Below are 22,088 nucleotides of genomic sequence, written 5' to 3' on the forward strand. Positions count from 1 at the left end.
TGACCCATAATCCTGGGGTCCACTCCAGGAAAGGAATCGCCATGTCAGGAGAGCCGACGGTACGGACCACGGAAGGCGTGGTGCAGGGGCGCAGGCGGCAGGGGCACGCGGTGTTCCGCGGCATCCCCTACGCCCGGCCCCCGGTCGGGCCGCTCCGCTTCGCCGCGCCCGCGCCGCCGCACCGCTGGGAGGGGACGAGGCAGGCGGTCGAGTTCGGCCCCGTGGTGCCGCTGTCCCTGCCGATCGACGTGCCCCCGCAGGGCGACGACTGGCTGACGCTCAACATCGGCACCCCGGATCCCGGCGCGGCGGGACTGCCGGTGCTGGTGTGGATCCCCGTCGGCGGCTACCTCTCGGCGGCGTCGAGCGACCCGATGTTCGACCCGGCGGCGCTGGCCGAGGCGGGAGTCGTCGTGGTGACCATCAACTGCCGCGTGGGCGCGGAGGGATTCGCGTTCCTCGACGACGCACCGCCCAACCGCGGGTTCCTCGACCAGATCGCGGCGCTGGAGTGGGTGCAGCGCAACATCGCCGCCTTCGGGGGCGACCCCGGCCGGGTCACCGTGGGCGGGGTGTCCGCCGGGGCGGGCTCGGTCGCCGCCCTCCTGACGATGAAGCCCGCGCGCGGCCTGTTCCGGCGGGCCATCGCCCACTCGGTGCCGGGGCTGCACAGCACCCCCGCGCTGGCACGGCAGGTCACCGCCGCGTTCGCGGACCGGCTCGGCGCGGCGGCCCCCACCGCCGAGGCCCTGCGCGACATCGACCCCTGGCGCCTGGCCGCCGAGCTCACCTCCTTCAACGCCGGTCTCCACGCGCACCGCGAGAGCTGGGGACGCCTCACGGAGACCGGCACCGCGCTGTGCCCCGTCGTCGACGGCGAGGTCCTCCCGGAAACGCCCTGGCCCGCGCTGACCGGCGCACGCGCCGACGGGACCGAACTGGTCGTCGGCCACACCCGGGACGAGTTCCGGTACTTCAGCGTCATGAGCGGCCGGCACGGCGCCTTCACCGAGGAGGACGCCCACGCGGCCCTGGAACTGCTCGCCCCGCAGCCGGACGGCGCGCGGGCCTACCGTGCCGCGTTCCCGCAGGCGGGCCCGGAGGAGCTGGTGGAGACGGTGTACTCCGACGCCCTCTTCCGCATGCCGTCACAGAAGCTGGCCGAAGCGAACGCCGCAGCCGGCGGCACCTCGTACCTGTTCGAACTGTGCTGGACCGCGCCGGTCCGCGGCGGCATCCTGGGCGCCTGCCACAGCCTGGACATGCCGCTGGCGTTCGGCACGCTGGACAGCCCCGTCGGCGCCCAGCTCATCGGCGAGCAGCCCACTCCCGAGGCCGCCGCGCTCTCCCGCGAGCTCCAGGAGGCATGGGTCCGCTTCGTCACCACCGGCGACGCGGGCTGGCCCGCCCACCGGCCCGGCGAGCGCCTCACCCGCGTCCTGGACACCGAGTCGGAGACGCTGCCCTACCCCGAAGAGGCGTCCCGCCAGATCTGGGAAGGCCACGCCCCCGCCCCCTTCGATCTCCCGTAACCGGACGGCTGTGCCCGGTCATCGGGGCCGGGCGCGGCTGCCGGTGGCCCAGACGGCCAGCGCGCAGGCTGCGAACCCGGCGCCGAGCAGGCTGGAGCCCGCCCAGCCGTGGGTGGTGAAGACGGCGGTGGTCGTGGCCGCGCCGAGGGCGGAGCCGAGCGAGTAGAAGACCATGTAGCCGCCGACGACGCCGCTCGTGCGATCCGGGTGCGCGAGCGTGAGGAGGTGCTGGTTGCTCACGTGCACGGCCTGGACGGCGAGGTCCAGGGCGACGATCCCGGCGGCGAGCAGCCACAGCGACCGGGGGAGTTGCGCGATAGCCGCCCAGGAGACGATGAGCAGGGCGAGCGCGAGGCCGGTGACGGGGACCGCCCGTCCCGTGTCGGCCCATCGTCCCGCGCGTGCCGCGCCGAGCGCGCCGGCCAGCCCGGCGACGCCGAACAGGCCGATCTGGCTCTCGCTCAGCCGCCACGGCGCGTCCGCCAGCGGCAGCGACAACCCGCTCCACAGCGCGCCGAAAGACGCGAACAGGAAGAACGCCACGAACCCGTATGTCAGGAAGGTCCGTTGCGTGAACAGCCTGCCGAGCGAGGCGACGGCCTGCCCGTACGTGACGGGCCGGGCGGGCCGCTTCTCCGCCGGCAGCGCGAGGAGGACGAGGGCGGCGAGCCCGAGCGACAGCGCGGCGAGCACGGCGTAGACGCTCCTCCACCCCCACGCGTCGGCGAGCAGTCCGGTGACGACCCGCGAGCCCAGGATGCCGATCACGACGCCGGAGGTGACGACCCCGATGGTGCGGCCGCGTTCGGCGGGCGGCGCGACCGACGCGGCGTAGGCCACGGTGGTCTGCACGACGACCGCGAACACCCCGGCCACCGCCAGCCCCGCGAGCGCCGCCCAGGCGGCCGGGGCCGAGGCCGTCAGGGTCGCGCCCGCCGAGGTGAGCGCCAGGTGCGCGGCGATGAGCCGGCGCCTGTCGGCCACGTCGCCGAGCGGCACCAGCAGCACCAGCCCCGCCAGGTAGCCGAGCTGGCCGATCGCCACGATCCACCCGGTGAGCCCGGCCGGCACGCCGAGATCACGCCCCATCGGCTCCAGCACCGGCTGCGCGGCGTAGACGCTCGCCACCGCCACGCCGCACACCACCGCCAGCAGCGCACGCCGCCACGCATCCATCACATCGACCCAATCAGTAGTAGATTGCAACTGTTTGGACCGTACGGCATGATGGTTTCAATCCGCAACCGAACGGAGTCGCCGATGCAGGACCCCGGCTGGACCGACCCCGCCTGCCCCGTCGCCCGCACCCTCGACCTGGTCGGCGACCGGTGGAGCCTGCTCGTCGTCCGCGACGCGATGGACGGGGCGCGGTCGTTCACCGAGTTCCAGCGGCGCACCGGGATCGCGCGCAACATCCTCACCGACCGGCTCCGCAAGCTCGTCGCCCACGGGCTCCTCGCGCAGCGTGCCGCGCCGTCGGGCCGTCGTCAGGAGTACGTGCTCACCGACGCCGGGCGTGACCTCTTCCCGGTCATCGTCACCCTGCGGCAGTGGGGGGAGCGTCACGCGTTCGCGCCCGGCGAGGCCCACTCCACGCTGGTCGACCGGCACGGCGTCCGGGTGCCGGAGATCGTGCCGGCCGGGGCCGACGGCGCCCGCCTCGACGCCGAGAGCACGCTGGTGCGGAAGGTCTGACCTCTACAGGCGCCTGGCGCGGAGCACTCCGGTCAGCATCGGCAGGGTGAACTCGCCGAGAGCGGTCTCCGGCCTGCCCGCCAGGTAGGCGCGGATCCGGCCGAGCGCCGCCTGACGTTCCTGTTCGGGCAGGACGAGCATGCCGGCGCGCGTGGCGAGCGTCGCGACGAGGGAGTCGGCGGTGCGGCTCTGCCCGTGCGGGAACAGCGCCTGTTCCGCCGAGCCGAACCGGGCCTCGCCGGTCCGGGGCAGGTGCATGCCCGTCGTCGAGGCATGCCACTCCGGGGTGGCTGGCCGGGGCTGCCTACCGCGACAGGAAGGGGACGATCGCGGCCAGGAGCGCCTCGGGGTTGTCCTCCTGCACGCTGTGCCCCGCGTCCACCTCGCATCCCCGCACGTCGGCGGCCCACGCCTGCCAGGGGGCGGCCGGGTCGCCGTCGTACAGCTCCGGCAGGTCGTCGTGCCTGCCCCACACGACGAGCACCGGGCAGCCGATCTTCCTGCCGGCGGCCTTGTCGGCCGCGTCGTCGCGCCGGTCCACCGTGAGCCCCGCCCGGTAGTCCTCGCACATGGCGTGGACGGTCCGAGGGTCGCGGCGGGCGGCCCGGTAGTCCTGCCACGCCTCGTCGGCCACGTGGTCGGGCTGGTCGCCGTACCATCTGTCCGGGTCGCGGTTGATCACCTCGTCCGCGGGCTTGTCGGTCTGGCCGAGGAAGAACCAGTGCCACCAGAGCCGGGCGAAGGTCGCCCCGGCCCGGTCGAGCACCTCGCCGATCGGCGGGCCGCCGATGTTCACGAAGGCCCGTACCCGGCCGGGATGGTCCATGGTCAGCCGGAAGCCCGCGTAGGACCCGCGATCGTGTCCGACGACCGCGTACTCCTGATGCCCGAGCGTTCGCATGAGGGTGGCGACGTCGCCCGCCATCGCGCGCTTGGACATCTGCGCATGCTCCGGCTCGTCGGCCGGGACGGTCGAACGGCCGTACCCGCGCAGGTCGGGACAGACGACGGTGAACCGCTCGGCGAGCACGGGGGCGACCTTGTGCCAGGTGGCGTGGGTGCGCGGATGCCCGTGCAGGAGCACGAGCGCGGGGCCCGACCCGCCGTGGCGCACGCGCAGCGTCACCGGTCCGACGTCGACGTGGTCGAGAGTGAAGCCGTTGAACATCCACCGTGGGTTCCCCGGCGCGATCACGCCAAACGGGCGGCCCGGCCGCCCTAGGGTGGAGGGGTGACCGTCGTGCCTGCTCAGCAGAGGTCCGCCGCTCTGGCGCCGTTCGTGGCGACGCTGAGCCCGTACGAGCTCGGCCCCGGGCCGGCCGGCCTCCATCGCGGGCTGCCCTCGTCCACGGTGTCGATCACGATCCCGGAGGCGGACGCGCTGGAGATCGCGTGGCTCGGGCGGCCCGCCTCGCGCGAACGGTTCCGGACCGTGGTCGCCGGGCTGCACCTGGACCCGGCCGAGCTGAGGCAGGAGGGCGGGACGCGCGGCGTGTGGCTGACGCTGAGCCCGCCGGGCGCCGCCGCGCTGCTGGGGGTGCCGGCGTCGGCGCTGGCCGGGCAGGTCGCCGATCTCGCCGACGTGGCCCCGGCGATGGCGCACCTGCCCGAGCGGCTGGCGGCCTGCCGGTCCTGGCCGTGCCGCCGGGCGCTGGTCGAAGCCGCGCTGATCGCCGGGCTGGCCCGGCACCGGGCGAGCACCGGCGGCCCCGCACTGCGGGCCACGCTGGCGGCGCTGTCCGGGACCGGCCGGGTGCAGGAGGCGGCCCGGCTGCTCGGGTGCTCCCGGCGTCATCTGAGCGCCACGGTCCGGGCCGGGCTGGGCGTGACGCCGAAGGAGTATCAGCGGCTTCTCCGGTTCGAGGCCGCCCGGGGCAGGCTCGTGGCCGCCGCCCGCGCCGGGACGGTCAGCCTGGCGGCGGTGGCCGCGGCGTCGGGGTTCGCCGACCAGGCGCACTTCACCCGGGAATGGCGGGCCATGGCCGGGTGCGCGCCGGCCGAGTGGCTGCGTGCCGAAGGTCTGGTTCCCAAATCTTCAATACCCCTGCCTCCGCCCGGCCCGACGATGGGCGCATGACTTCCGACCTTCGTCTCCGTCCCCGTCTCGTCGTGCCCGACCCGGACCGCGCGTCGGCGTTCTACCAGGCCGCCCTCGGCGCTGAGCAGGTGTTCAGCGCTCCCCGGGAGGACGACGGCCGGCCCAGCGTGATCGACCACCGCCTCGGCGCGTCGTCCTTCCGCGTCTCGCCGTCCGTCCCCGCGTGGGGGTGGCTGTCACCCGATGACCTCGGCGGCTCCGCCGTTCTCCTGGAGATCGAGGTCGACGACCCGGACGCCGTCGGCGAGCGCATGACCGCCCACGGCGCCGAGGTGGTCGTGCCGATCGAGAACCGGCCGTACGGCAAGCGCTCGGGCCGGGTCCGTGACCCGTTCGGCCATCTGTGGATCCTCACCGGCGACCCGCGCTGAGCCGCCCGTACGCCTGCCCGGCCCCACCGCGGTCCGCCGGTCAGGGGCGGCGGCGGGTGAGCCGGTCGAGGGGGGAGTCGTCCTTGGCGGGGGCGAACGAGGCGCCGGTGGTGCGGGCGCGCAGGGCCAGGACCAGGCCCTCGCCTAGCAGGCTGACGCCGATGGACAGGGTCATCGGGCGCATCTGGCCGGGTGTGCCCGCCGCCGTGGCCAGGACGCCGAGGCCGGCGTTGACCGCGACCGAGGCGGCCCACACGAGCAGCGTCCAGGCGGTGTAGCGCTGCCAGAGGTGGCCGTCGCGGACGAACAGGCGCGGGGTGAGCCCGCGCAGCGCGCCCAGCAGCAGGCCCGTGACGGCTCCGGCCACCACCCACGCCAGGTCGGCCCCCTCCGGCCGCACGTTGTCGACCAGGGTGTACGTGCCGATGCCGACGAGCGCGACGGGCGGGACGAACAGGTCGCGGGCGTTGAGCGGCTCCCCCCGGAACCGCCGGATCACCACGGCGACGACCAGGACGACGACGACCACCGCGAGCAGGGTTCCGCTCATGACACCTCCGTTGATAGCACGACCATGCTAAATCAGAACATAGCATGGCCGTGCTATAAAGGGGGGTGCCGAAAATCGTCGACCCGGAGGAGCGGCGGCAGGCCGTCGCCGAGGCCGTGTTCCGCGTGATCTGCCGCGACGGCCTGGAGCAGGCGTCGCTGCGCAACGTCGCCGCCGAGGCCGGGCTGGCCATCGGCTCGGTGCGGCACTACTTCGCCGGGCACACCGAGCTGATGGTGTTCGCGATGCGGGAGATGGCCGCGCGGCTGCTGGCCCGGCTGACCGCGCACGCGGAGCTGCTGCTGGACCCGGCCGCGCCGATGAGCGAGGGCGAGCGGCGCGAGACCGTCGTCAGCATGCTGGCGGAGATGCTGCCGCTGGACGACGAGCGCCGCACGGAGGCCGTCGTCTGGCTGTCGTTCGCCGCCGCCGCCCGCTCACGGCCCGAGCTGCGCGCCCACGCCGACGAGCTGTACGACGGGCTGCTCGCGCTCACCACCAAGGTCCTGGAAGGCGGGCGCCGGTCGGGCCGGCTGCGGCCAGGCGCGGACGTCGCGGTGGAGGCCCGCCGCCTGTGCGCGCTGCTCGACGGGCTGTCGCTGGAGGGCGCGTTCTATCCTGACCGCCTCGACCCCGGCACCATGCTCGCCGTGCTCCGCGCCCACCTGGCCGCGCTGACCTCCGAAGGCGCCTGAGGGACGGCCGGGGAGGTCAGGTGGAGGGCCGCTCCCCGGCCTCCGCGCCGAGGGGGATGCCGCGCACGGTGAGCAGCACGAGCAGGGCGCAGCTCACGGTGAGGGCGATGTCCGCCACGTTGCCGACGAACAGCCCGCCGTAGTCGATGAAGTCGACGACGTGCCCCTGCGCGAACGCGGGCGGGCGGAACAGCCGGTCGAGCAGGTGGGAGGCGGCGCCGCCCAGCAGCGCGCCGAGCACGACGGTCCAGGCGGACGAGCGCAGCCGCCGCCCGGTGTAGAGGATGCCGCCGACGGCCGCCGCGGCCGTCAGCGTGAACACCCACGTCACGCCCTCACCGATGGAGAACGCGGCGCCGGGGTTGAACAGCAGCCGCAGCCGGATCAGATCCGGGATCACCGTGACGGTCCGGCCGCCGGACAGCGCCGACAGCGCCCAGAACTTGGAGAGCTGGTCCACCACGAGCACGACCGCGCCCAGCGCCAGCATCCACGTGTACCGTCCCGGCCTGCGGGCATCTTGTCCGATCGGCACCTTCGACCTCGCCATCCGATGAGCTTGTCCCGCCCAATCTAGCGGTTTCGCTTACGTATCGATCGAAAGCGCCGACCCATGCGTCCGTGCCCGGAGCTGTCAGAGCCGGGCCAGGACGGCGCGCAGGACGGGGGCGAACGCCGCGGGGTCGTCGGCGAAGCCCGTGTGGTCGCCAGGGAACACGACGGCGTCGAGGCCGAGCGCGTTCCCCAGCGCGCGGGAGGCGCGGTCGCAGAGCTGCCCGGCCGACTCCGCGCCGACCCCGACGACCAGGCCGGGCGCGGAGCGGAGCAGGCCCAGGTCGGGCCGCCAGCGGGTGGTGCCGCGCAGCTCGTGGGCGAACCAGCGGCGCTCGTCGGCGACGTGCTGCGGATCGCGTTCGCCGCCGAACATCATCTCCAGCGCCCCCTCGGGCAGCGCGATGTCCGCCTGCGCCATGAACGCCGCCCACGCCCCGATGACGTCGCCGCCGAGGTAGGCGGCGACCATGTCGTCGGTCTGGGCGTGCAGCTTGTCGCGGTCGTCCAGGAGCTCGACGAGCGGCGGTTCGTGGGCGATGACGCCGCGCAGCTGCCCAGAGTGGGCCTGGGCGTGGGCGAGCGCGGTGACGGCGCCGCCGCTGGAGCCGAACACCACGGCGGGTCCGGCGTCCACGTGGGCGATCAGCCGGTGCAGGTCGTCGGCGCGCAGCTCGGGGGTGGAGTCCTGGGCGGGGTCGTCGAGCACGCTGCGCCTGATGCCGCGCGGGTCCGCGGTGAGCACGGTGTGGTCGGCGGCGAGCAGGTCGGCCAGCGGGGCGAAGGCGTCGGCGTCCATCGGCGCGCCGACGAGCGCCACGAGCGGGCCCCGGCCGCGTACCTCGAAGTGCAGGCGGGCGTCCGGGACGCGGAGCGTGGAAACGGTCATGATGTCCTCCTGGACAGGGTGTCGGACGCGGTCCTGGTGACCGCGTTCAGCAGGGGTGGTGCGACGGTGGCCACGAGCAGCGCGAGCGCCGCCGGGATCACCAGGGCGAGGGACAGCGTCGCGGTCGTCGCGACGTACCCGATGAGGGCGGGGCCGACGAGGCCACCGCCGTAGCTGATGGTGGTGACGGCCGACAGCCGGCGGGAGGCGCCGTCGGCGGCGCCCAGCCGGCTGGCCACGATCGGCCAGACGACGGCCATGCCGGCGCCCGCGAGCGCCCAGCCGGCCATCGCGCACTCCACCCGCGCGCTCGCGGGCAGCGTGCCGGCGAGCAGGACGAGGCCGTAGCCGGCGGTGGCGGTCGAGCCGGCCAGCCGGATCGTGCGGCCGGCGCCAAGCCGCGAGCGCAGGGCGTCGCCGGTGAAGCGCACGACCGTCATCGCGACGAAGAAGACCGTGTAGACGAGCGAGCCGGTGGCCGGGTCCGCGCCCAGGACGCGGGTGGCGTGCAGCCCGGCCCAGTCGGTGGCGGCGCCCTCGCTGACGAACGCCGCCGCGCCGATCACGCCCAGCAGGAGCAGCCGCCCCGGCGCCCGCGCACCGGACACGGGCGGGGCCGGGGGCGCGGGGGCGTCCGGGGCGCCCTTCACGGCGGCCAGGGCGGCGGCCAGGGCGAGCGCGCCCGCCGCCATCAGCACCCGCACGTCGACGCCGGCGCGCAGGGCGGCCGTGACGACCGCTCCGCCCGCGACCGCGCCGAGCGTCCAGGCGCCGTGCACGCCCGCCATGATGGGCCGGTCCAGCGCCCGCTCGACGGCCGCCGCCTGGAGGCTGAGGGCCACGTTGAGCAGCCCGGACAGCATCCCGAACACCACCGCCGAGGCCATCAGCGTCCCCGCGTCCGCCGCGAGCGCCGGCCCGGTCAGCGCGAGCGCCGCCGCCGGGGCGCAGCCGCGCAGCAGGGCCCGCCCGGTCCAGCGGTCGGCCAGGCGGCCCGCCACCGGCATGGCCACGAGCGCGCCGACGGCCAGCGCCATCAGGAGCGCGCTGACCCGGCCCGGCCCGAGCTCCAGGCGCGCGTCGGTCGCCGGGAGCGTGGCGCCCCACAGCGCGTTCATGACGCCCGTCAGCCCGTAGCTGAGCGTGATCGTTCCTCGTCCGGCCATGCCTCGATCCTGGTGGTGGCGCCCCGCCCGGGTCCAACACCTGTTCGAAGCCGATTCACGCATCAGCTGCGTCAATCGGCTAGGAAGGAGGCATGCCTGACGACGTGGAGATCCGCCTGCTGCGCCACTACGTGGCCGTGGCCGAGGAGTTGCACTTCAGCCGGGCGGCCCAGCGCCTGTTCGTGGCGCAGCAGGCGCTCAGCCGCGACGTGCGCAGGCTGGAGGACCGGGTGGGCCGCAAACTGCTGGAACGCACCACCCGCCGGGTGACGCTCACGCCGGAGGGCCGCCTCCTGCTGGCGCGGGCCCGCGAGATCCTCGGGCTCTACGACGCGACCATGCTGGAGCTGCGCGGCGAACCCCGCTCGCTCACCGTCGACGTCGTCGGCTCCGGCCTCACGCCCGCGCTGGTGCTGGCCGCCGCGCGCCGGCTCGCGCCCGAGGTGGAGTTCTTCGCCCGCTTCCACAACGGCACCGAGGCGGCGTCGCCGCTGCTGCTGGACGGGCGGCTGGACGTCACGTTCGGCCGCGGCCCGGGCGCGCTCGAGGGCCTGCGCCAGCGTCCCGTACGCCACGAGCCCATCGCGGTGCTGGTGCCCGAGCTGCACCCTCTCGCCAGGCTGCCCGCCGTGCCGCTGGAGTCGTTGCGCGGCACCAGCCCGTGCATCCGGGCCGGCGACCACGCGACTCCCGGGTGGGAGCACGCCGTCCTGCAGTTGCTGGCGCCGTTCGGGGTCGACCCGGCGATGGCGCACCCGCACGTGCGGGGCGGCGACGAGCTCGCCCAGCACATCCGCGACCGTGACGCGCCCATCCTCACCCTGACCACCCAGCCCGCGATCCCCGGCGCGGTGCTGCGCCCGCTGGTCGAGCCGGTCGCGGTGTTCCCGTGGATGATGATCTGGCGGGCCGACGGCGACCATCCCGGCCTGCGCGCCCTGCACCAGGCCGTGGACGACCTCGCCGCCGCCCACGACTGGCTCGCCGCGCCCGACGACGCCTGGCTGCCCGAGCCCGAGGCGAGCCAGCCCACGCCGGCCACCGGCTGACCCTCACGCGATCGAGACCTCCCGCGCGCGCCGGCGGGAGGTAATCCGCGCGGCGGATCGGAGATCACCCGTCAGGCGGACGAATCGGCGGCGCCTCAGCGGCCAGCATGTGATCACCATCCCATGCGGCGCCTTCCAGGCGCCGTGCCCGCAGTACGGGACAAACGGGGCGTCACCGATCGCGCGGGATGGCGTGCGCTGAAAGGCTCACGCACTCGGTGCCCACCGGACGACATCGGAAACGAAACCGGAGGACGAAGAGCGTGTACAAGAAGGTGCTATCCGCTGTAGCGGCGACGGCCGCCCTGGCCGCCCTGCCTGCGGCCCCCGCGGCCGCGACCACCTCGCAGAGCGCGGAGGTGACGATCACGACCCAGCTCCAGCACACCTCCACGTTCAAGGAGTCGAGCGGCGTGGCGTTCACCTGCCCGCTCAACGAGGTGATCACGGGGCGCAAGCACAGCGGCGACGAGAACGGCTACACGACCTACTACTGCAGCCGGGTCCTCGTCAACGGGGAGCAGGCCGTGGTCTCGCCGGGGGCGTGGAGCGAGCCGCAGAAGGAGAGCAGCTCGTTCTACGAGACGCCCGCCGACCAGGCGATCGCCGGCAGGTGGCACACGGGGGACGAGAACGGCAGCACGCGGTACCGGCCCGCCACCCTCCACTGGCAGGGGCGGCAGTTGCGTCTGGCGGCCCACGTGTGGACGGGGAACCTCAAGGAGAGCAGCCACTACTCGCACGGCACCCCCGGCGAGGTCATGGTCGGCCGCGCGCACTGGGGTGACGAGAACGGCAGCACGAGATACCGGTACGCCACGGTCATCCTCGGCTGAGGTGTAGAGCGCATCAAGGGGCTCGCCGTCACCGGCGGGCCCCGTTTTTCATTTGACCGGCAACCCAATTGAATATAGTAATGACTCCATGCAAAATGAGAGCAGGCGTCCGTACCGGATGGGAGCCCGCGCCGCCGCCGTGGAGGCCACCCGCGCGCGGGTGCTGGAGGCCGCGGCGGGGCTGTGGATGCGCCACTGGTACGACGACGTCACGCTGCAGCACGTCGCCGACGCGGCGGGCGTGTCCGTGCAGACGATCGTCAACCGCTTCGGCGGCAAGGAGGAGCTGGCCGACGCCGTCGCCGACTGGCTCGCCGCCCGGATCTCCGACACCCGCCAGGCCCCGGCCGGCGACGTGGCGGCGATCGTGGCGGCGCTGTTCGACGACTACGAGCGCGACGGCGACGCCGTGACGCTGTGGATCGCGCAGGTCGACCGCGTCCCGGCCATCGGCAGGGCCGCCGCCCACGCCCGCGCCCAGCACCGAGCCTGGCTGGAGCGCGTCTTCGCCGACCGGCTCCCCGCCGGCGGCCCCGCCCGCGAGCACGCGCTGAACCTGCACTACGCCGCCACCGACGTCTGCCTGTGGAAGCTGTGGCGGCGCGACCTCGGCCTGCCCCGCGCCGACGCCGAACGCGCCATGCGTGACCTGCTGACCTCGATCGACCCGCGAAAGAGTGACCATGAGTAGCAGTTTCCTGTTCGCCACCTGGTCCGGCGGCGGAGCCGTGCCGCCCACCCTCTCGGTCGCCCGCGCGCTGCGCGAGCGCGGCCACCGCGTCCGGGTGCTGGCGGACAGGTCGCTGCACGACGAGGTCGCCGCCACCGGCGCGGAGCCCGTCGCCTGGACGACGGCGCCCCAGGGCGACACCACCGACCCGGCGCAGGACCTGCTGAAGGACTTCGAGGCCCGCACGCCGATGGGCGCGTTCGCCCGGCTGCGCGACCGGCTCGTCTGCGGGCCCGCGGCCGACTTCGCCCGCGACACGCTGGCCGAGTTGCGCGCCCACCCGGCCGACGTGCTGGTCTCCGACTTCTCCCTGCTGGGTACGCTCACCGCCGGTGAGGCCGCCGGGATCCCGGTGGCCGCCCTCGGCACGACCCTCTACCCGTTCGCCACCCCCGGGGCGCCGCCGTTCGGGCCCGGCCTCAAGCCCGCCACCGGCCCGCTGGCCCGCCTGCGTGACCGGATCGTGGCGGAGATGACGCTCAGGCCGTGGGCCAAGGGCCTGCCGGCGCTCAACGCGGCCCGCACCGCCAACGGGCTGCGGCCGGTGGAGTCGGTCATCAGCGCGTTCTCCCGCGTCGACCGGTTCCTCGTGCTGTCGGCGCGCGCGCTCGACTACCCGGGACGGCGCTTCCCCGACCACGTCCGCCACGCCGGGCCCCGGCTGGACGACCCCGTCTGGGTGGGGGAGCTGGAGCTGCCCCCGGGCGACGCGCCGCTGGCGCTGGTCAGCCTCAGCTCGACGTTCATGAACCAGCGCGCGCTGCTCGACCGCATCGCCCAGGCCCTCGGCACGCTGCCCGTGCGCGGGCTGCTGACCACCGGCCCGGCCGTGGACCCGGCGACGGTCCGCGCGCCGGGCAACGTGCTGGTCACCGCCTCCGCCCCGCACAGCGCCGTCCTGCCCCACGCCGCGCTGACGATCACCCACGCCGGGCACGGCACGGCCGTCAAGTCCCTGGCGGCGGGCGTGCCCCTGGTCTGCGTGCCGCTCGGCCGGGACCAGGGCGAGGTCGCCCGCCGCGTCGAGCACGCCGGGGCCGGGCTGGTCGTGGGCAGGGGCGCCTCGGCCAGGACGATCGCCCGCGCGGCCGGCCGGGTCCTGCACGACGGGTCCTTCCGGCGCGAGGCGCGCCGGCTGGCGGACGAGATCGCCGCCGAGACGGCCGCCGACCTCGCGGTGGCCGAGCTGGAGTCCCTGGCCGCCCGCGCCGTCGGCGGGCCGTCGCGGCGCTGATCCGCGACGCCTGCGGGACGCCGATCACGGCACCAGCGCGGCCACCATCGTGCGGAGCGTCGCGAGCGCCTGCCCGGCGTCGACCCGGTCGGGCGCCAGCAGCCATTGTTGAAAGATGCCGATGCCCGCGCCGACGATCACCACGGCCAGCGCGTCCGCCGACACCCCGGCGGGCAGCGGCGCCCGTCGCAGCCTGCGCAGGAGGTGCTCGCGCAGGGTGGCGTGGATCTCGGCGTAGCGGCTCTGGATGGGGGAGCCCGGCTCCAGCGCCTCGACCAGGAGCGTGACGAACAGCTTGGTGGTCGGCGCGGTGAACAGCGCCTCGAACTCGTCCTCCGCCTCCCAGAGCGGCCCGGGGTCCGGCTCGTCGGCGTCGAGGCCCGCGCGGATCGCCGCCACCGAGCGTTCGAGCACGGCCAGCAGCAGGCCCTCCTTGCTGCCGAAGTGCCAGGGGATGGAGCCCCTGCTGATCCCGGACCGCTCGGCCACGTCGACGAACGTCGTCTGCCGGTAGCCCTTCTCGGCAAACAGCTCCGCGGCCGCGGTGAGGATCAGCTCGCGGCTCTCGTGGCTGGTCTGCTCTCGTCGCGGTGTCACACACCCTCCTTGTGTGCTAGCAATCATATTCTATGTTGGCCAACACAGGAGAGCATCGTGCGCTTCGTCACCTATGCCACCGCCGACGGCGACCGAGCCGGGGTCCTCGACGGTGACCTCGTCCACCCCCTCCCGCCCGGCGTCACGCTCGCCGGGCTGCTCGCCGGCGGGCTGCGGGAGGCGGGGGAGCGGGCACTGGCCGAGCCGGGCGAGGTCGTCCCGCTGGCCGGCGTCACGCTGAAGGCGCCGATCCCCACACCCCCGTCCATCCGCGACTGCCTGTGCTTCCTCGACCACATGCGCGGCTGCCTGCGCGCCATGGGCGCCTCCGGCGAGCTCGAACCGACCTGGTACGAGATCCCGGCCTTCTACTTCGGCAACCCCGCCACCGTCGTCGGGCCGCACGACGACGTGCCCGTCTCGCCCGGCAGCGCCTGGTTCGACTTCGAGCTGGAGATCGCCGCGGTGATCGGCGCCCCGGGCCGCGACCTGACCCCCGAGCAGGCCGGGAGCCACATCGCCGGCTACACGCTGATGTGCGACTGGAGCGCCCGCGACCTGCAAGGGCTGGAGAGCCAACTCAAGATCGGGCAGGCCAAGGGCAAGGACGGGGCGACCACGCTCGGGCCGTGGCTGGTCACCCCCGACGAGCTGCCCACGGGCCCGGACGGCAGGCTCGCGCTCGGCGTCCGCGCCGAGGTCAACGGCGAGGTGGTCGGCGAAGGCCGCACCGACGCCATGGACTGGTCCTTCGCCGAGGTCGTCTCGTACGCCTCGCGCGGCGTGGAGCTCCGGCCCGGGGACGTCTTCGGCTCCGGCACCGTGCCCGGCTGCTGCCTGCTCGAACACCTCGACTTCGGCGACCTCGGCGCGTTCCGCGGCTGGCTCAAGGACGGCGACGTGGTGCGGCTGCACGCCGACGGGCTGGGGGAGGTGCGGCAGACCGTGCGCGCCGCCACCGCCCCGCACCCGCTGCCGCGGCGGCCCGACCCGGCCGTCGTCCCGCGTCCCGCGCGGGTCAACCCGGCCCGCTCCGCCGTGCCGTACACCGAAGGTCTGCACCAGGTCGGCGACGGCGTGTGGGCATGGCTGCTGCCGGACGGCGGCTACGGCCGCAGCAACGCCGGGCTGGTCGCCGGAGACGGCGCGTCGCTGCTGGTCGACACCCTGTACGACCTGCGGCTCACCGCCGCGATGCTGGACGGCATGCGGCCCGTCACCGACCGGCACCCCATCAGCCACCACGTGCTCACCCACGCCAACGGCGACCACACGCACGGCGGGCAGCTGCTGGCCGGCTCGGTGCGCGTCATCGCCGCCGAGGGCACCGCGCACGAGATGCGCACCGAGCTGCCGCCGGAGCTGACGGCCGCCCTCCAGGTGATGGACCTCGGGCCGACGCTCTCGCGCTACCTGCGCGCGCGCTTCGGCGACTACGACTTCGGCGGCATCCGGCTGCGCGCCCCCGACCAGACCTTCGAACGGCGGCTGAGCGTCGAGGTGGGCGGGCGGGAGGTGCGCCTGCTCGACCTCGGCCCCGCGCACACCGGGGCCGACACGGTTGTGCACGTCCCCGCCGCGGGCGTGCTGTTCGCCGGGGACCTGCTGTTCGTCGGCTGCACGCCGATCGTGTGGAGCGGGCCGATCGCCAACTGGATCGCCGCCTGCGACACGATGATCGCGCTGGACGCGCCGACCGTCGTGCCCGGCCACGGCCCGGTGACCGACGCCGCCGGCGTCCGCGCCGTACGGGACTACCTGAGCCACGTCGTCGAGCAGGCGGACGCCGCCCACGCCAAGGGCCTGGACCTGCGGGAGGCGGCGTTCGGGATCGACCTGGCGCAGTACGCCGCCTGGCTGGACGCCGAGCGGGTCGTGGTCAACGTCTACCAGCGCTATCGCGAGATCCGCCCCGGCCAGCCGGTGCTCGACAGGTTCGCGCTGTTCGCCCTGATGGCCGAATGGGAGGCCGCCCGCTCATGAGACTTCCGGACACCGCCCACACCTCCGTCCCGTGGCGCATCCACGCCGTGGCACCCGACTTCCGGCTGGAGGACGTGTGGGCGCTGCCCACGCCCGGCGGCCCCGGCGACCTGGACCGGCTGGTCGCCCAGATGGCGGGCGGCGCGGGCCGGTTCTCCGGGCCGAGCCGGTGGCTGTTCGCGCTGCGCTGGAGGCTCGGCGCGCTGTTCGGCTGGGACGGGCCGGGCTCGGGCGTCGGCACGCGGGTGGAGTCACTGCGTCACCGGCTGCCCGCCGACCTGCGTGACGGCCCGCGCGGCCCGGACCCCCGCGCGGTGCCGCTCACCTCCGTCTATCTGACCGGCGCCGAATGGGCGGCGGAGCTGGCCAACCGCACCGTGCACACCGTCATGCACATCGGCTGGGTCCCGGACGGCACGGGCGGCCACCGGGGGCAGATGGCGGTGCTGGTCAAGCCGAACGGCCTGTTCGGCAGGGCGTACATGGCCGTCATCCGCCCCTTCCGCCGCCTGGTCGTGGACCCGGCGCTGGTCCGGATGATCGGCAGGGGCTGGCGGGCCGGGAGCCCGTGACGGGCGCCGGGACCCGCCGGGTCAGGCCCGTACGCCGAGCGTCACGTCGAGCCAGTCCACGGCCTCCTGGGCGAGCCGGGTCGGGTTGTTGACCTGGCAGTGCGCGTCGGCGCCCGAGGCGGCGTCGAACTCCAGCAGGGTCTTGCGCTCCACCGGCAGCGCCTCGTGGAACCGCCGCGCCTGGTCGACGAGGACCGGAGACTCGCTCAGCCCGGCGATCGACAGGAACGCGCTGCGAATCTCGCCCGGGTCGGTGGTGAAGGTCGCCAGCAGACGGGCGAAGTCCACGGGCTCGGCCAGGCCCGAGCGCCACAGGTACATCCGGAAGCTGTCCTTCATCGCCCCGTCGGTCGCCATCGCCTCGACCACCTCGACGGGCAGCACCGCGCCGAAGTCGAGGATCGGGGTGCTGGCGACGCCGGCGGCGATCCTGCGCTCGGACATCAGCGCCCGGCTGATCATGTAGCCGCCGCCGGAGAACCCGATGATCGCCAGCTTCGCGGTGTCCTGCCCGTAGGTCCCCACCAGGTGGTCGACGATCGCGCCGACGGGCCGCTCGGTCTCGGCCATCAGGTGCAGCCCGCGCAGCGGCGTGCTGCCCTGCCCCGGCAGGTCGACGATGACCGTGGTGTAGCCGCGTTCCCAGGCGTTGCGCCCGGCCAGGTGGTACATGTCCTCCTTGCTCGTGTCCCCGCCGCCGATCACGATCAACGTGGGCGTGCCGGGGCCGGCGTCGATCCGCAGACCCGGCAGCGACGCGCCCTCGAACGGCACCTCGATGAAGGTCATCGGGAGAGCCAGCAGCTCCACGGCCCGCCTGAAGGCGGCCTCGTACTTGGAGATCAACGGGAGGAACCGCTCGCCGCGGCCGGCGAACTGCCACGCCTGCCGGTAGGCGTAGTAGGCCTTCATCATGACCTCGCCGGCGCTCCGCCTGCGGCCCTGTCCGGCCCACCGCTCGGCCAGGGCCCGCTGGGCGTCGCCGAAGCCCTCGAACTCCGCCACCCAGCCGGCCGTGTCTCCGTCCTCGATCCGGGAGGCGATGTGGAACAGCTCGCCGGAGTCCAGCCCGCCGGTCTTCGCCGCGCCCAGCGACCACTGGAAGATGAAGTCCATGTCGCGGTCGCCGAAGAAATAGCGGGTCGCGTTGCTGCGCTGCAGCGTGGTGTTCTGCGTCATGGGGGCGAAGCTACGGCCGCGCCGCGGCGGCCGGTAAGGACCGGAGGCGTGGCCCGGGGGACCTTTCACGCGCCCCCGCGATGCTGCTGGGGCGACCTTCCGTACGTGCGGCGGAAGGCCCGGCGGAAGGCCCGCTCGTCCGAATATCCCAGCCGCCGCGCGATCACCGCCGTCGGCAGGCTGCCGTCGCCCAGCATCTCCACCGCCAGGTCGCCGCGGACCGCTTCGAGCTCACGCCGCCAGCTCGTGCCCTCCCGCTTGAGCAGTTCCTGGAGCCTGCGCGGGCTGATCGCGAAGTGCCTGGCCGCGGCTTCCAGATCGCCGAGATGCTGCGCCTGGTAGGCCCGCACCCTGTCCCGCCAGCTCTCCTCGGCGGGGAGGAGCTGCGCGGCCCGGCGCCGCAGCATCGCCGCCGTCACCGGATCGGCTCCGACCAGCGGGATCTCCAGTTCGGAGCGGCGGAAGGTCAGCGAGTTGGCCGGCCGGCCGAAGTCGACGGCGGGGGAGCCGTAGGCCTCGGCCAGGTCGCCGTGACGGTGCGGCGCGGGCATGGCCAGCCCGACGTGGACCGGGGTGATCGGCTTCCCGGCGGCCACGCGGACGAGCGCGAGCTGCCAGCCCAGCAGGAACGTGACCGCGTGCCTGTTCTGCGTCGGCAGGCTCCGGCTCAGCGTGACCAGCCCGTCGTGCTCGCTCCAGCCGTACGACCCGCCCGTGGAGAGCACCCCCACGTTCCGTACGGCGGCGCCGAACGCGCCCGCCAGCGTGTCCGAGCTCAGGAACAGGAAGTCCAGCAGGCCGAACGCGCCCGGCTGGTACGCCCGCCCAAGCGTCAGCCCGAAGTCCGGGTCGCCGTTCAGCCTCGCCGCCCGTGTCCAGAGCTCGTCCACGGCGTCGGCGGGGACGCGGGAGGGGAGCTCGTGATCGGACAGGCCGGTCTCCCGGGCCAGCCGCTCGGGGTCCTCGCTTGCGCCCAGCACGTATTTGACCGCTGATGCCGCAATTGTCCCATTCACAGCCGGAATTGTACGTCCCGGCAGGGCATACCATTCCGTATGGTACCTTTTCCGATCAAGGAACGAGGGGCCGCCCGTGAAATGCCCGGGCGGCCGAATTACTCCTTGAATTCAGTGGATTCCCGCACCTCAGAAAGGTCGCATCATGCGTTTTTCCCGTACCGTCCGTTCCGTCATGCTGGGATGCGTGGCGACGACGCTCGCCCTCGGCCTCGCCTCCTGCGGCGGCGGCGTGGACAAGGCGAGCTTCACGGAGAAGCTGAAGGCCGAGGCGGACATGGAGGGCATGCCCGAGCCGGCCCTGTCCTGCCTGGCGGACGTCGCCCTGAAATACGGTGACGCGAAGAGCCTGCAAAGCTACATGGAGGGCTCCCTCAAATCGGCCGACGACATCAAGGGCCTGACGGGGAACAAGGAGGCCGAGCAGGCGCTCTCCAAGTGCGCCCAGCAAGTGGGCTGACCGGGCTCCGCGCGCGCTCGCTCACCAGCACAAAGGACCATACGATCCGGTATGGTATGGTCCGCCTGGTAAGCGGGCGCGACCCTGCGCGCCTGGCCCGGACGAGTGGGAGCACACCACATGAACGCACTGACCCGATGGGTCCCCCGCCTGATCATCGCGCTGGCGATCGTGCACTTCGCCTACGCCCTCGCGACGCCGAACTCCTGGGCCGACATGGCCGGCGACGGCTTCTGGGCCTCCGCCGCCGACACCGCCGCCGCCGACTACTACAAGCGCGAATACACGCTCTATTTCTTCGCCGCCGGCATCCTGCTCCTGGCGCTGGGCACCCTGGCCCGGACGCTGGCCCACGCCACCGGACGTTTCCCGGCCCAGGTCGGCTGGTACCTGATCATCAGCGGCGCCCTGCTGTGCGTCATCGAGTTTCCGGTCACGGGCGGCTGGCTGATGGTCGCCATCGGCGTGCTCGGCCTCGTCGCCGCGCGCCGTACCGGCACGGCCCGGCCGCTCACCGAGGCGACGGCCGGGCTGGACCGGTGACACCTCCCCAGGCTCAGCGGATCTTCCGGTGACCGCTGCGGTTCCGGTTCAAAGGTCCGGAACGGCCTCTCCGTTGAGGTAGCGCCCGGGCGAGGTGCCGACGGTCCGGCGGAACGCCGCGAGGAAGGCGCTCGGGGTCGCGTACCCCACCGTGTGCGCCACCTGCGACACCGGCCGGCCCTCGGCGAGGAGAGGCAGGGCGGCCCGCAGGCGCATGTGCGTGCGCCAGCGGTCGAAGCTCATCCCCGTGTCACGGACGAACAGCCGCGTCAGGGTGCGCCGGCTCACTCCGACGGAGCGGGCATGGGCGTCCAGGCTCCGGGAGTCGGAGGGGTCGGCGAGCAGGGTGCCGGCCACGGCGCGTACGCGTTCGTCCACGGGGAGCGGAACGTCGATGGGCAGGGCAGGCAAGGGGCGCAGCAGGTCCAGCACCACCGCCTCGGCCCGCAGCCGCGCGTCATCGGCGAGGTCTTCACGGGCGAGATGGGCGATCAGGTGGGCCAGCAGCCCGTCGACGCCGACCGCGGTGGGCTCCGCCCAGTCCAGGGCGCACCGCGCCGGATCGAGATAGAGGCTGCACAGCAGCGCGTCGCGGGTCGCGCCGGTCCGGTGGACGACCCCCGCCGGCAACCACAGGGCCCGGGTGGGCGGCAGGACCCAGTACGCGTCGTCCACGGCGACGCTGAGGACGCCGCTCCGCGTCCAGGCCAGCTGGTGGTGCGTGTGGCTGTGCGGGGAGATCCACTCTCCCGACGACAGCGGGAAGTGCCCGACGACGATCACGCCCACCGCGGCCGGGACCGCGGACTCGCCGGCCTCGATCATGCTGTGCAGACTATGTCCCCACGGCGACATGGTGTGAGCTCATCGCGGATCGTGGCCAGTGCTTCGGGTGAGGTCCTCACCGGGGAGCGGCGGCCGGAAGGCTTCCGCTGACGGCACGCGACGGCAGCAGCACGGCGATGAGCACCGCGCCGACCGCCACGCAGACCGCGCCCGCGGTGAGCCCGTCCGCATAGCCCATGACGGCCAGCGCGGCCACCCCGACGGCGCCGCCGATCTGCTGGACGGAGGTGAACAGGGCCGATCCGAGACCGGCGTTCTCCTCGGTGGTGCCGTCGACCGCGGCCACGGCCATGACGGGCAGGCTCAGCCCGTTGCCCACGCTCAGGACGAGCATGCCGGGCAGGACGTGGGCGGCGTAGGTGTCGCCCGCCGCCACGCCGGACAGCAGCAGCAGGCCGGCGATGTTGACCAGGAACGCCAGCAGGAGCGCCCAGCGCGTCCCGATCCTGAGCGAGATGCGGGAGGACAGCCACATGCCCGCCAGAATGCCGGCGCCGTAGGGCAGGTAGGAGATTCCGGCCAGGAGCGGGCTGTAGCCCAGCACGGTCTGGATCTGGATCATCAGCAGGAACGACATGGCGTACATCGCCATCGAGAACAGCAGGGTCGCGCCGTTGGCGACCGCCCGCGTCCGCGAGGCCAGGAACGACCGGGGCACCAGCGGCTCCGCCGCCCGTGACTCGGCCACCAGGAGCGCCACCGCCAAGGCGGCCGAGAGCACGACGGCGCCTACGGCGAGCGGGTCGCTCCAGCCGGTCTCTCCGGCCCGCAGCAGCCCGTACACCAGCGACACCGCAGCGCCGGTGACCAGGACCGCGCCGGGAACGTCGAGGCCACGCCGGCCCGGAGCACGGGACTCGGGGATCAGGCGGGGGAGCAGCACCAGGGCCACGGCGACGACGGGCAGGTTGATCAGGAAGATCCCCCGCCAGGACAGCAGGTCGGTCAGCGCCCCGGACAGCACCAGCCCCGAGGTCCCGCCCAGGGCGGCGATGCCGCCCCAGACGCCGAGCGCCTTGGTGCGCTCCTCCGGTCCCGGATACAGCAACGTGATCATCGACATCGCCGCCGGGCCGGCCATCGCAGAACCCGCGCCCTGCACGAACCGCCCGACGACGAGCTGCCACGGCTCCTGCGCGAGCCCGCAGGCCAGGCTGGCCACCCCGAACAGCGCCACCCCGATGAGGAAGACGCGGCGGCGGCCCAGCAGATCCGCCATCCGGCCGCACAACAGCAGCAGCCCGCCGAAGGCCAGGAAGTAGGCGTTGACGACCCAGGGCAACCCGGACGCGCTGAATCCCAGCTCATCGCGGATGCTGGGCAGAGCGACGTTCACGACGGTGTCATCGAGCACGAGCATGAACTGGACAAGACACAACACGATCATCGGCACCCGACGACGCTATGATCCGCCGCCGGTGGCCACAATCCGCGACGGGGCCAGACCATGTCGCATGGAGGACACGGGTAGACGGCGCGCCCGCCGACCCCATCG

The 22,088-nt window shown here is 74.0% G+C and carries 25 protein-coding genes; 13 read left to right on the plus strand and 12 right to left on the minus strand.

Annotated elements, in window-relative coordinates; all coding sequences use genetic code 11:
* The first annotated feature begins 41 nt into the window (after positions 1–41).
* A complete protein-coding gene (locus ACBI99_RS19680; RefSeq protein WP_375073004.1) occupies positions 42–1,532 on the plus strand; it encodes a carboxylesterase/lipase family protein in 1,491 nt (496 codons plus the stop codon).
* A gap of 18 nt (positions 1,533–1,550) precedes the next feature.
* On the opposite strand, the gene ACBI99_RS19685 is transcribed toward ACBI99_RS19680, so the two are convergent.
* Positions 1,551–2,708, minus strand: coding sequence for an MFS transporter (locus ACBI99_RS19685; RefSeq protein WP_375073005.1), 1,158 nt, complete (start codon positions 2,706–2,708; stop codon positions 1,551–1,553).
* An 84-nt stretch (positions 2,709–2,792) separates the two neighbouring features.
* On the opposite strand from ACBI99_RS19685, the gene ACBI99_RS19690 reads away from it, so the two are divergent.
* Positions 2,793–3,227, plus strand: a complete 435-nt coding sequence (locus tag ACBI99_RS19690) for a helix-turn-helix domain-containing protein (RefSeq protein WP_219513096.1) — start codon at positions 2,793–2,795, stop codon at positions 3,225–3,227.
* A gap of 3 nt (positions 3,228–3,230) precedes the next feature.
* Here ACBI99_RS19690 and ACBI99_RS19695 read toward each other — a convergent pair whose 3' ends face one another.
* Positions 3,231–3,485: a hypothetical protein gene (locus ACBI99_RS19695; protein WP_375073006.1), complete on the minus strand. Its 255-nt coding sequence runs from the start codon at positions 3,483–3,485 to the stop codon at positions 3,231–3,233.
* A gap of 46 nt (positions 3,486–3,531) precedes the next feature.
* The gene (locus ACBI99_RS19700) at positions 3,532–4,395 is read right to left on the minus strand and encodes an alpha/beta fold hydrolase (protein WP_219513086.1); all 864 of its coding nucleotides are present in this window, start codon (positions 4,393–4,395) and stop codon (positions 3,532–3,534) included.
* A gap of 72 nt (positions 4,396–4,467) precedes the next feature.
* On the opposite strand from ACBI99_RS19700, the gene ACBI99_RS19705 reads away from it, so the two are divergent.
* Together ACBI99_RS19705 and ACBI99_RS19710 are read left to right on the plus strand one after the other, a co-directional pair.
* Positions 4,468–5,304 carry a helix-turn-helix domain-containing protein gene (locus ACBI99_RS19705; protein ID WP_375073007.1) on the plus strand — a complete coding sequence of 279 codons (837 nt, stop codon included), beginning with the start codon at positions 4,468–4,470 and terminating at the stop codon, positions 5,302–5,304.
* Positions 5,301–5,696, plus strand: coding sequence for a VOC family protein (locus tag ACBI99_RS19710; protein ID WP_219513079.1), 396 nt, complete (start codon positions 5,301–5,303; stop codon positions 5,694–5,696). The genes ACBI99_RS19705 and ACBI99_RS19710 overlap by 4 nt, the downstream gene beginning before the upstream one ends.
* Positions 5,697–5,736: 40 nt before the next feature.
* Here ACBI99_RS19710 and ACBI99_RS19715 read toward each other — a convergent pair whose 3' ends face one another.
* The gene (locus tag ACBI99_RS19715) at positions 5,737–6,246 is read right to left on the minus strand and encodes a CcdC protein domain-containing protein (protein ID WP_219513071.1); all 510 of its coding nucleotides are present in this window, start codon (positions 6,244–6,246) and stop codon (positions 5,737–5,739) included.
* Between the two features lie 65 nt (positions 6,247–6,311).
* On the opposite strand from ACBI99_RS19715, the gene ACBI99_RS19720 reads away from it, so the two are divergent.
* The gene (locus ACBI99_RS19720; RefSeq protein WP_375073008.1) at positions 6,312–6,941 is read left to right on the plus strand and encodes a TetR/AcrR family transcriptional regulator; all 630 of its coding nucleotides are present in this window, start codon (positions 6,312–6,314) and stop codon (positions 6,939–6,941) included.
* 16 nt (positions 6,942–6,957) lie between these two features.
* On the opposite strand, the gene ACBI99_RS19725 is transcribed toward ACBI99_RS19720, so the two are convergent.
* The 3 genes from ACBI99_RS19725 to ACBI99_RS19735 form a co-directional block, all read right to left on the minus strand.
* The gene (locus ACBI99_RS19725; RefSeq protein ID WP_219513055.1) at positions 6,958–7,491 is read right to left on the minus strand and encodes a signal peptidase II; all 534 of its coding nucleotides are present in this window, start codon (positions 7,489–7,491) and stop codon (positions 6,958–6,960) included.
* 84 nt (positions 7,492–7,575) lie between these two features.
* On the minus strand, positions 7,576–8,382 hold the full coding sequence (locus tag ACBI99_RS19730; protein WP_375073009.1) for an alpha/beta fold hydrolase: 807 nt from the start codon (positions 8,380–8,382) through the stop codon (positions 7,576–7,578).
* Positions 8,379–9,548, minus strand: coding sequence for an MFS transporter (locus tag ACBI99_RS19735; protein ID WP_375073010.1), 1,170 nt, complete (start codon positions 9,546–9,548; stop codon positions 8,379–8,381). The genes ACBI99_RS19730 and ACBI99_RS19735 overlap by 4 nt, the downstream gene beginning before the upstream one ends.
* A 92-nt stretch (positions 9,549–9,640) precedes the next feature.
* Between ACBI99_RS19735 and ACBI99_RS19740 the strand changes: the two genes are divergently transcribed.
* From ACBI99_RS19740 to ACBI99_RS19755, 4 genes are all read left to right on the plus strand, one after another.
* Complete coding sequence (locus ACBI99_RS19740; protein WP_375073011.1) at positions 9,641–10,597, plus strand: LysR family transcriptional regulator; 957 nt, start codon at positions 9,641–9,643, stop codon at positions 10,595–10,597.
* Between the two features lie 263 nt (positions 10,598–10,860).
* Complete coding sequence (locus ACBI99_RS19745) at positions 10,861–11,433, plus strand: hypothetical protein (protein WP_357587837.1); 573 nt, start codon at positions 10,861–10,863, stop codon at positions 11,431–11,433.
* 88 nt (positions 11,434–11,521) lie between these two features.
* Positions 11,522–12,124 (plus strand): TetR/AcrR family transcriptional regulator, encoded by a 603-nt coding sequence (locus ACBI99_RS19750; protein ID WP_375073012.1) that lies wholly within the window; start codon positions 11,522–11,524, stop codon positions 12,122–12,124.
* Positions 12,117–13,397 carry a glycosyltransferase gene (locus tag ACBI99_RS19755; protein WP_375073013.1) on the plus strand — a complete coding sequence of 427 codons (1,281 nt, stop codon included), beginning with the start codon at positions 12,117–12,119 and terminating at the stop codon, positions 13,395–13,397. The genes ACBI99_RS19750 and ACBI99_RS19755 overlap by 8 nt, the downstream gene beginning before the upstream one ends.
* A gap of 24 nt (positions 13,398–13,421) precedes the next feature.
* Here the strand turns inward: ACBI99_RS19755 and ACBI99_RS19760 are convergent, their stop codons facing one another.
* Positions 13,422–13,994 carry a TetR/AcrR family transcriptional regulator gene (locus ACBI99_RS19760; RefSeq protein ID WP_375073014.1) on the minus strand — a complete coding sequence of 191 codons (573 nt, stop codon included), beginning with the start codon at positions 13,992–13,994 and terminating at the stop codon, positions 13,422–13,424.
* A 57-nt stretch (positions 13,995–14,051) separates the two neighbouring features.
* Here ACBI99_RS19760 and ACBI99_RS19765 point away from each other — a divergent pair, with 57 nt between their 5' ends.
* Entirely contained in the window at positions 14,052–15,977 is a 1,926-nt protein-coding gene (locus ACBI99_RS19765) for a fumarylacetoacetate hydrolase family protein (RefSeq protein ID WP_375073015.1), read from the plus strand.
* On the plus strand, positions 15,974–16,549 hold the full coding sequence (locus tag ACBI99_RS19770) for a DUF2867 domain-containing protein (RefSeq protein ID WP_219513023.1): 576 nt from the start codon (positions 15,974–15,976) through the stop codon (positions 16,547–16,549). Before ACBI99_RS19765 ends, ACBI99_RS19770 begins: the two co-directional genes overlap by 4 nt.
* A 21-nt stretch (positions 16,550–16,570) precedes the next feature.
* Here ACBI99_RS19770 and ACBI99_RS19775 read toward each other — a convergent pair whose 3' ends face one another.
* Together ACBI99_RS19775 and ACBI99_RS19780 are read right to left on the minus strand one after the other, a co-directional pair.
* Positions 16,571–17,728, minus strand: coding sequence for an alpha/beta hydrolase family protein (locus ACBI99_RS19775; RefSeq protein WP_375073016.1), 1,158 nt, complete (start codon positions 17,726–17,728; stop codon positions 16,571–16,573).
* Between the two features lie 65 nt (positions 17,729–17,793).
* The gene (locus tag ACBI99_RS19780; protein WP_375073017.1) at positions 17,794–18,744 is read right to left on the minus strand and encodes an AraC family transcriptional regulator ligand-binding domain-containing protein; all 951 of its coding nucleotides are present in this window, start codon (positions 18,742–18,744) and stop codon (positions 17,794–17,796) included.
* A gap of 187 nt (positions 18,745–18,931) precedes the next feature.
* On the opposite strand from ACBI99_RS19780, the gene ACBI99_RS19785 reads away from it, so the two are divergent.
* Together ACBI99_RS19785 and ACBI99_RS19790 are read left to right on the plus strand one after the other, a co-directional pair.
* Positions 18,932–19,204 (plus strand): hypothetical protein, encoded by a 273-nt coding sequence (locus ACBI99_RS19785; RefSeq protein WP_375073018.1) that lies wholly within the window; start codon positions 18,932–18,934, stop codon positions 19,202–19,204.
* A gap of 120 nt (positions 19,205–19,324) precedes the next feature.
* Positions 19,325–19,747, plus strand: a complete 423-nt coding sequence (locus tag ACBI99_RS19790) for a DUF6463 family protein (protein WP_219512983.1) — start codon at positions 19,325–19,327, stop codon at positions 19,745–19,747.
* A 48-nt stretch (positions 19,748–19,795) separates the two neighbouring features.
* On the opposite strand, the gene ACBI99_RS19795 is transcribed toward ACBI99_RS19790, so the two are convergent.
* Both ACBI99_RS19795 and ACBI99_RS19800 read right to left on the minus strand, forming a co-directional pair.
* A complete protein-coding gene (locus ACBI99_RS19795) occupies positions 19,796–20,572 on the minus strand; it encodes a helix-turn-helix transcriptional regulator (RefSeq protein ID WP_246646420.1) in 777 nt (258 codons plus the stop codon).
* 76 nt (positions 20,573–20,648) lie between these two features.
* Positions 20,649–21,980: an MFS transporter gene (locus ACBI99_RS19800; RefSeq protein ID WP_375073144.1), complete on the minus strand. Its 1,332-nt coding sequence runs from the start codon at positions 21,978–21,980 to the stop codon at positions 20,649–20,651.
* Positions 21,981–22,088: the final 108 nt, after the last annotated feature.

Origin of the sequence: Nonomuraea sp. ATR24 (assembly GCF_041950485.1) — a bacterium.
GTDB classification, from domain to species: Bacteria; Actinomycetota; Actinomycetes; order Streptosporangiales; family Streptosporangiaceae; genus Nonomuraea; species Nonomuraea ceibae.

Excerpts from the sequence above, each read along its gene's own strand:
- ACBI99_RS19680 (WP_375073004.1), top strand. The coding sequence starts at position 42 with ATGTCAGGAGAGCCGACGGTACGGACCACGGAAGGCGTGGTGCAGGGG.
- ACBI99_RS19685 (WP_375073005.1), bottom strand. The coding sequence starts at position 2,708 with ATGGATGCGTGGCGGCGTGCGCTGCTGGCGGTGGTGTGCGGCGTGGCG.
- ACBI99_RS19690 (WP_219513096.1), top strand. The coding sequence starts at position 2,793 with ATGCAGGACCCCGGCTGGACCGACCCCGCCTGCCCCGTCGCCCGCACC.
- ACBI99_RS19695 (WP_375073006.1), bottom strand. The coding sequence starts at position 3,485 with ATGCACCTGCCCCGGACCGGCGAGGCCCGGTTCGGCTCGGCGGAACAG.
- ACBI99_RS19700 (WP_219513086.1), bottom strand. The coding sequence starts at position 4,395 with ATGTTCAACGGCTTCACTCTCGACCACGTCGACGTCGGACCGGTGACG.
- ACBI99_RS19710 (WP_219513079.1), top strand. The coding sequence starts at position 5,301 with ATGACTTCCGACCTTCGTCTCCGTCCCCGTCTCGTCGTGCCCGACCCG.
- ACBI99_RS19715 (WP_219513071.1), bottom strand. The coding sequence starts at position 6,246 with ATGAGCGGAACCCTGCTCGCGGTGGTCGTCGTCGTCCTGGTCGTCGCC.
- ACBI99_RS19725 (WP_219513055.1), bottom strand. The coding sequence starts at position 7,491 with ATGGCGAGGTCGAAGGTGCCGATCGGACAAGATGCCCGCAGGCCGGGA.
- ACBI99_RS19730 (WP_375073009.1), bottom strand. The coding sequence starts at position 8,382 with ATGACCGTTTCCACGCTCCGCGTCCCGGACGCCCGCCTGCACTTCGAG.
- ACBI99_RS19735 (WP_375073010.1), bottom strand. The coding sequence starts at position 9,548 with ATGGCCGGACGAGGAACGATCACGCTCAGCTACGGGCTGACGGGCGTC.
- ACBI99_RS19740 (WP_375073011.1), top strand. The coding sequence starts at position 9,641 with ATGCCTGACGACGTGGAGATCCGCCTGCTGCGCCACTACGTGGCCGTG.
- ACBI99_RS19750 (WP_375073012.1), top strand. The coding sequence starts at position 11,522 with ATGCAAAATGAGAGCAGGCGTCCGTACCGGATGGGAGCCCGCGCCGCC.
- ACBI99_RS19755 (WP_375073013.1), top strand. The coding sequence starts at position 12,117 with ATGAGTAGCAGTTTCCTGTTCGCCACCTGGTCCGGCGGCGGAGCCGTG.
- ACBI99_RS19770 (WP_219513023.1), top strand. The coding sequence starts at position 15,974 with ATGAGACTTCCGGACACCGCCCACACCTCCGTCCCGTGGCGCATCCAC.
- ACBI99_RS19775 (WP_375073016.1), bottom strand. The coding sequence starts at position 17,728 with ATGACGCAGAACACCACGCTGCAGCGCAGCAACGCGACCCGCTATTTC.
- ACBI99_RS19790 (WP_219512983.1), top strand. The coding sequence starts at position 19,325 with ATGAACGCACTGACCCGATGGGTCCCCCGCCTGATCATCGCGCTGGCG.
- ACBI99_RS19795 (WP_246646420.1), bottom strand. The coding sequence starts at position 20,572 with ATGATCGAGGCCGGCGAGTCCGCGGTCCCGGCCGCGGTGGGCGTGATC.
- ACBI99_RS19800 (WP_375073144.1), bottom strand. The coding sequence starts at position 21,980 with ATGATCGTGTTGTGTCTTGTCCAGTTCATGCTCGTGCTCGATGACACC.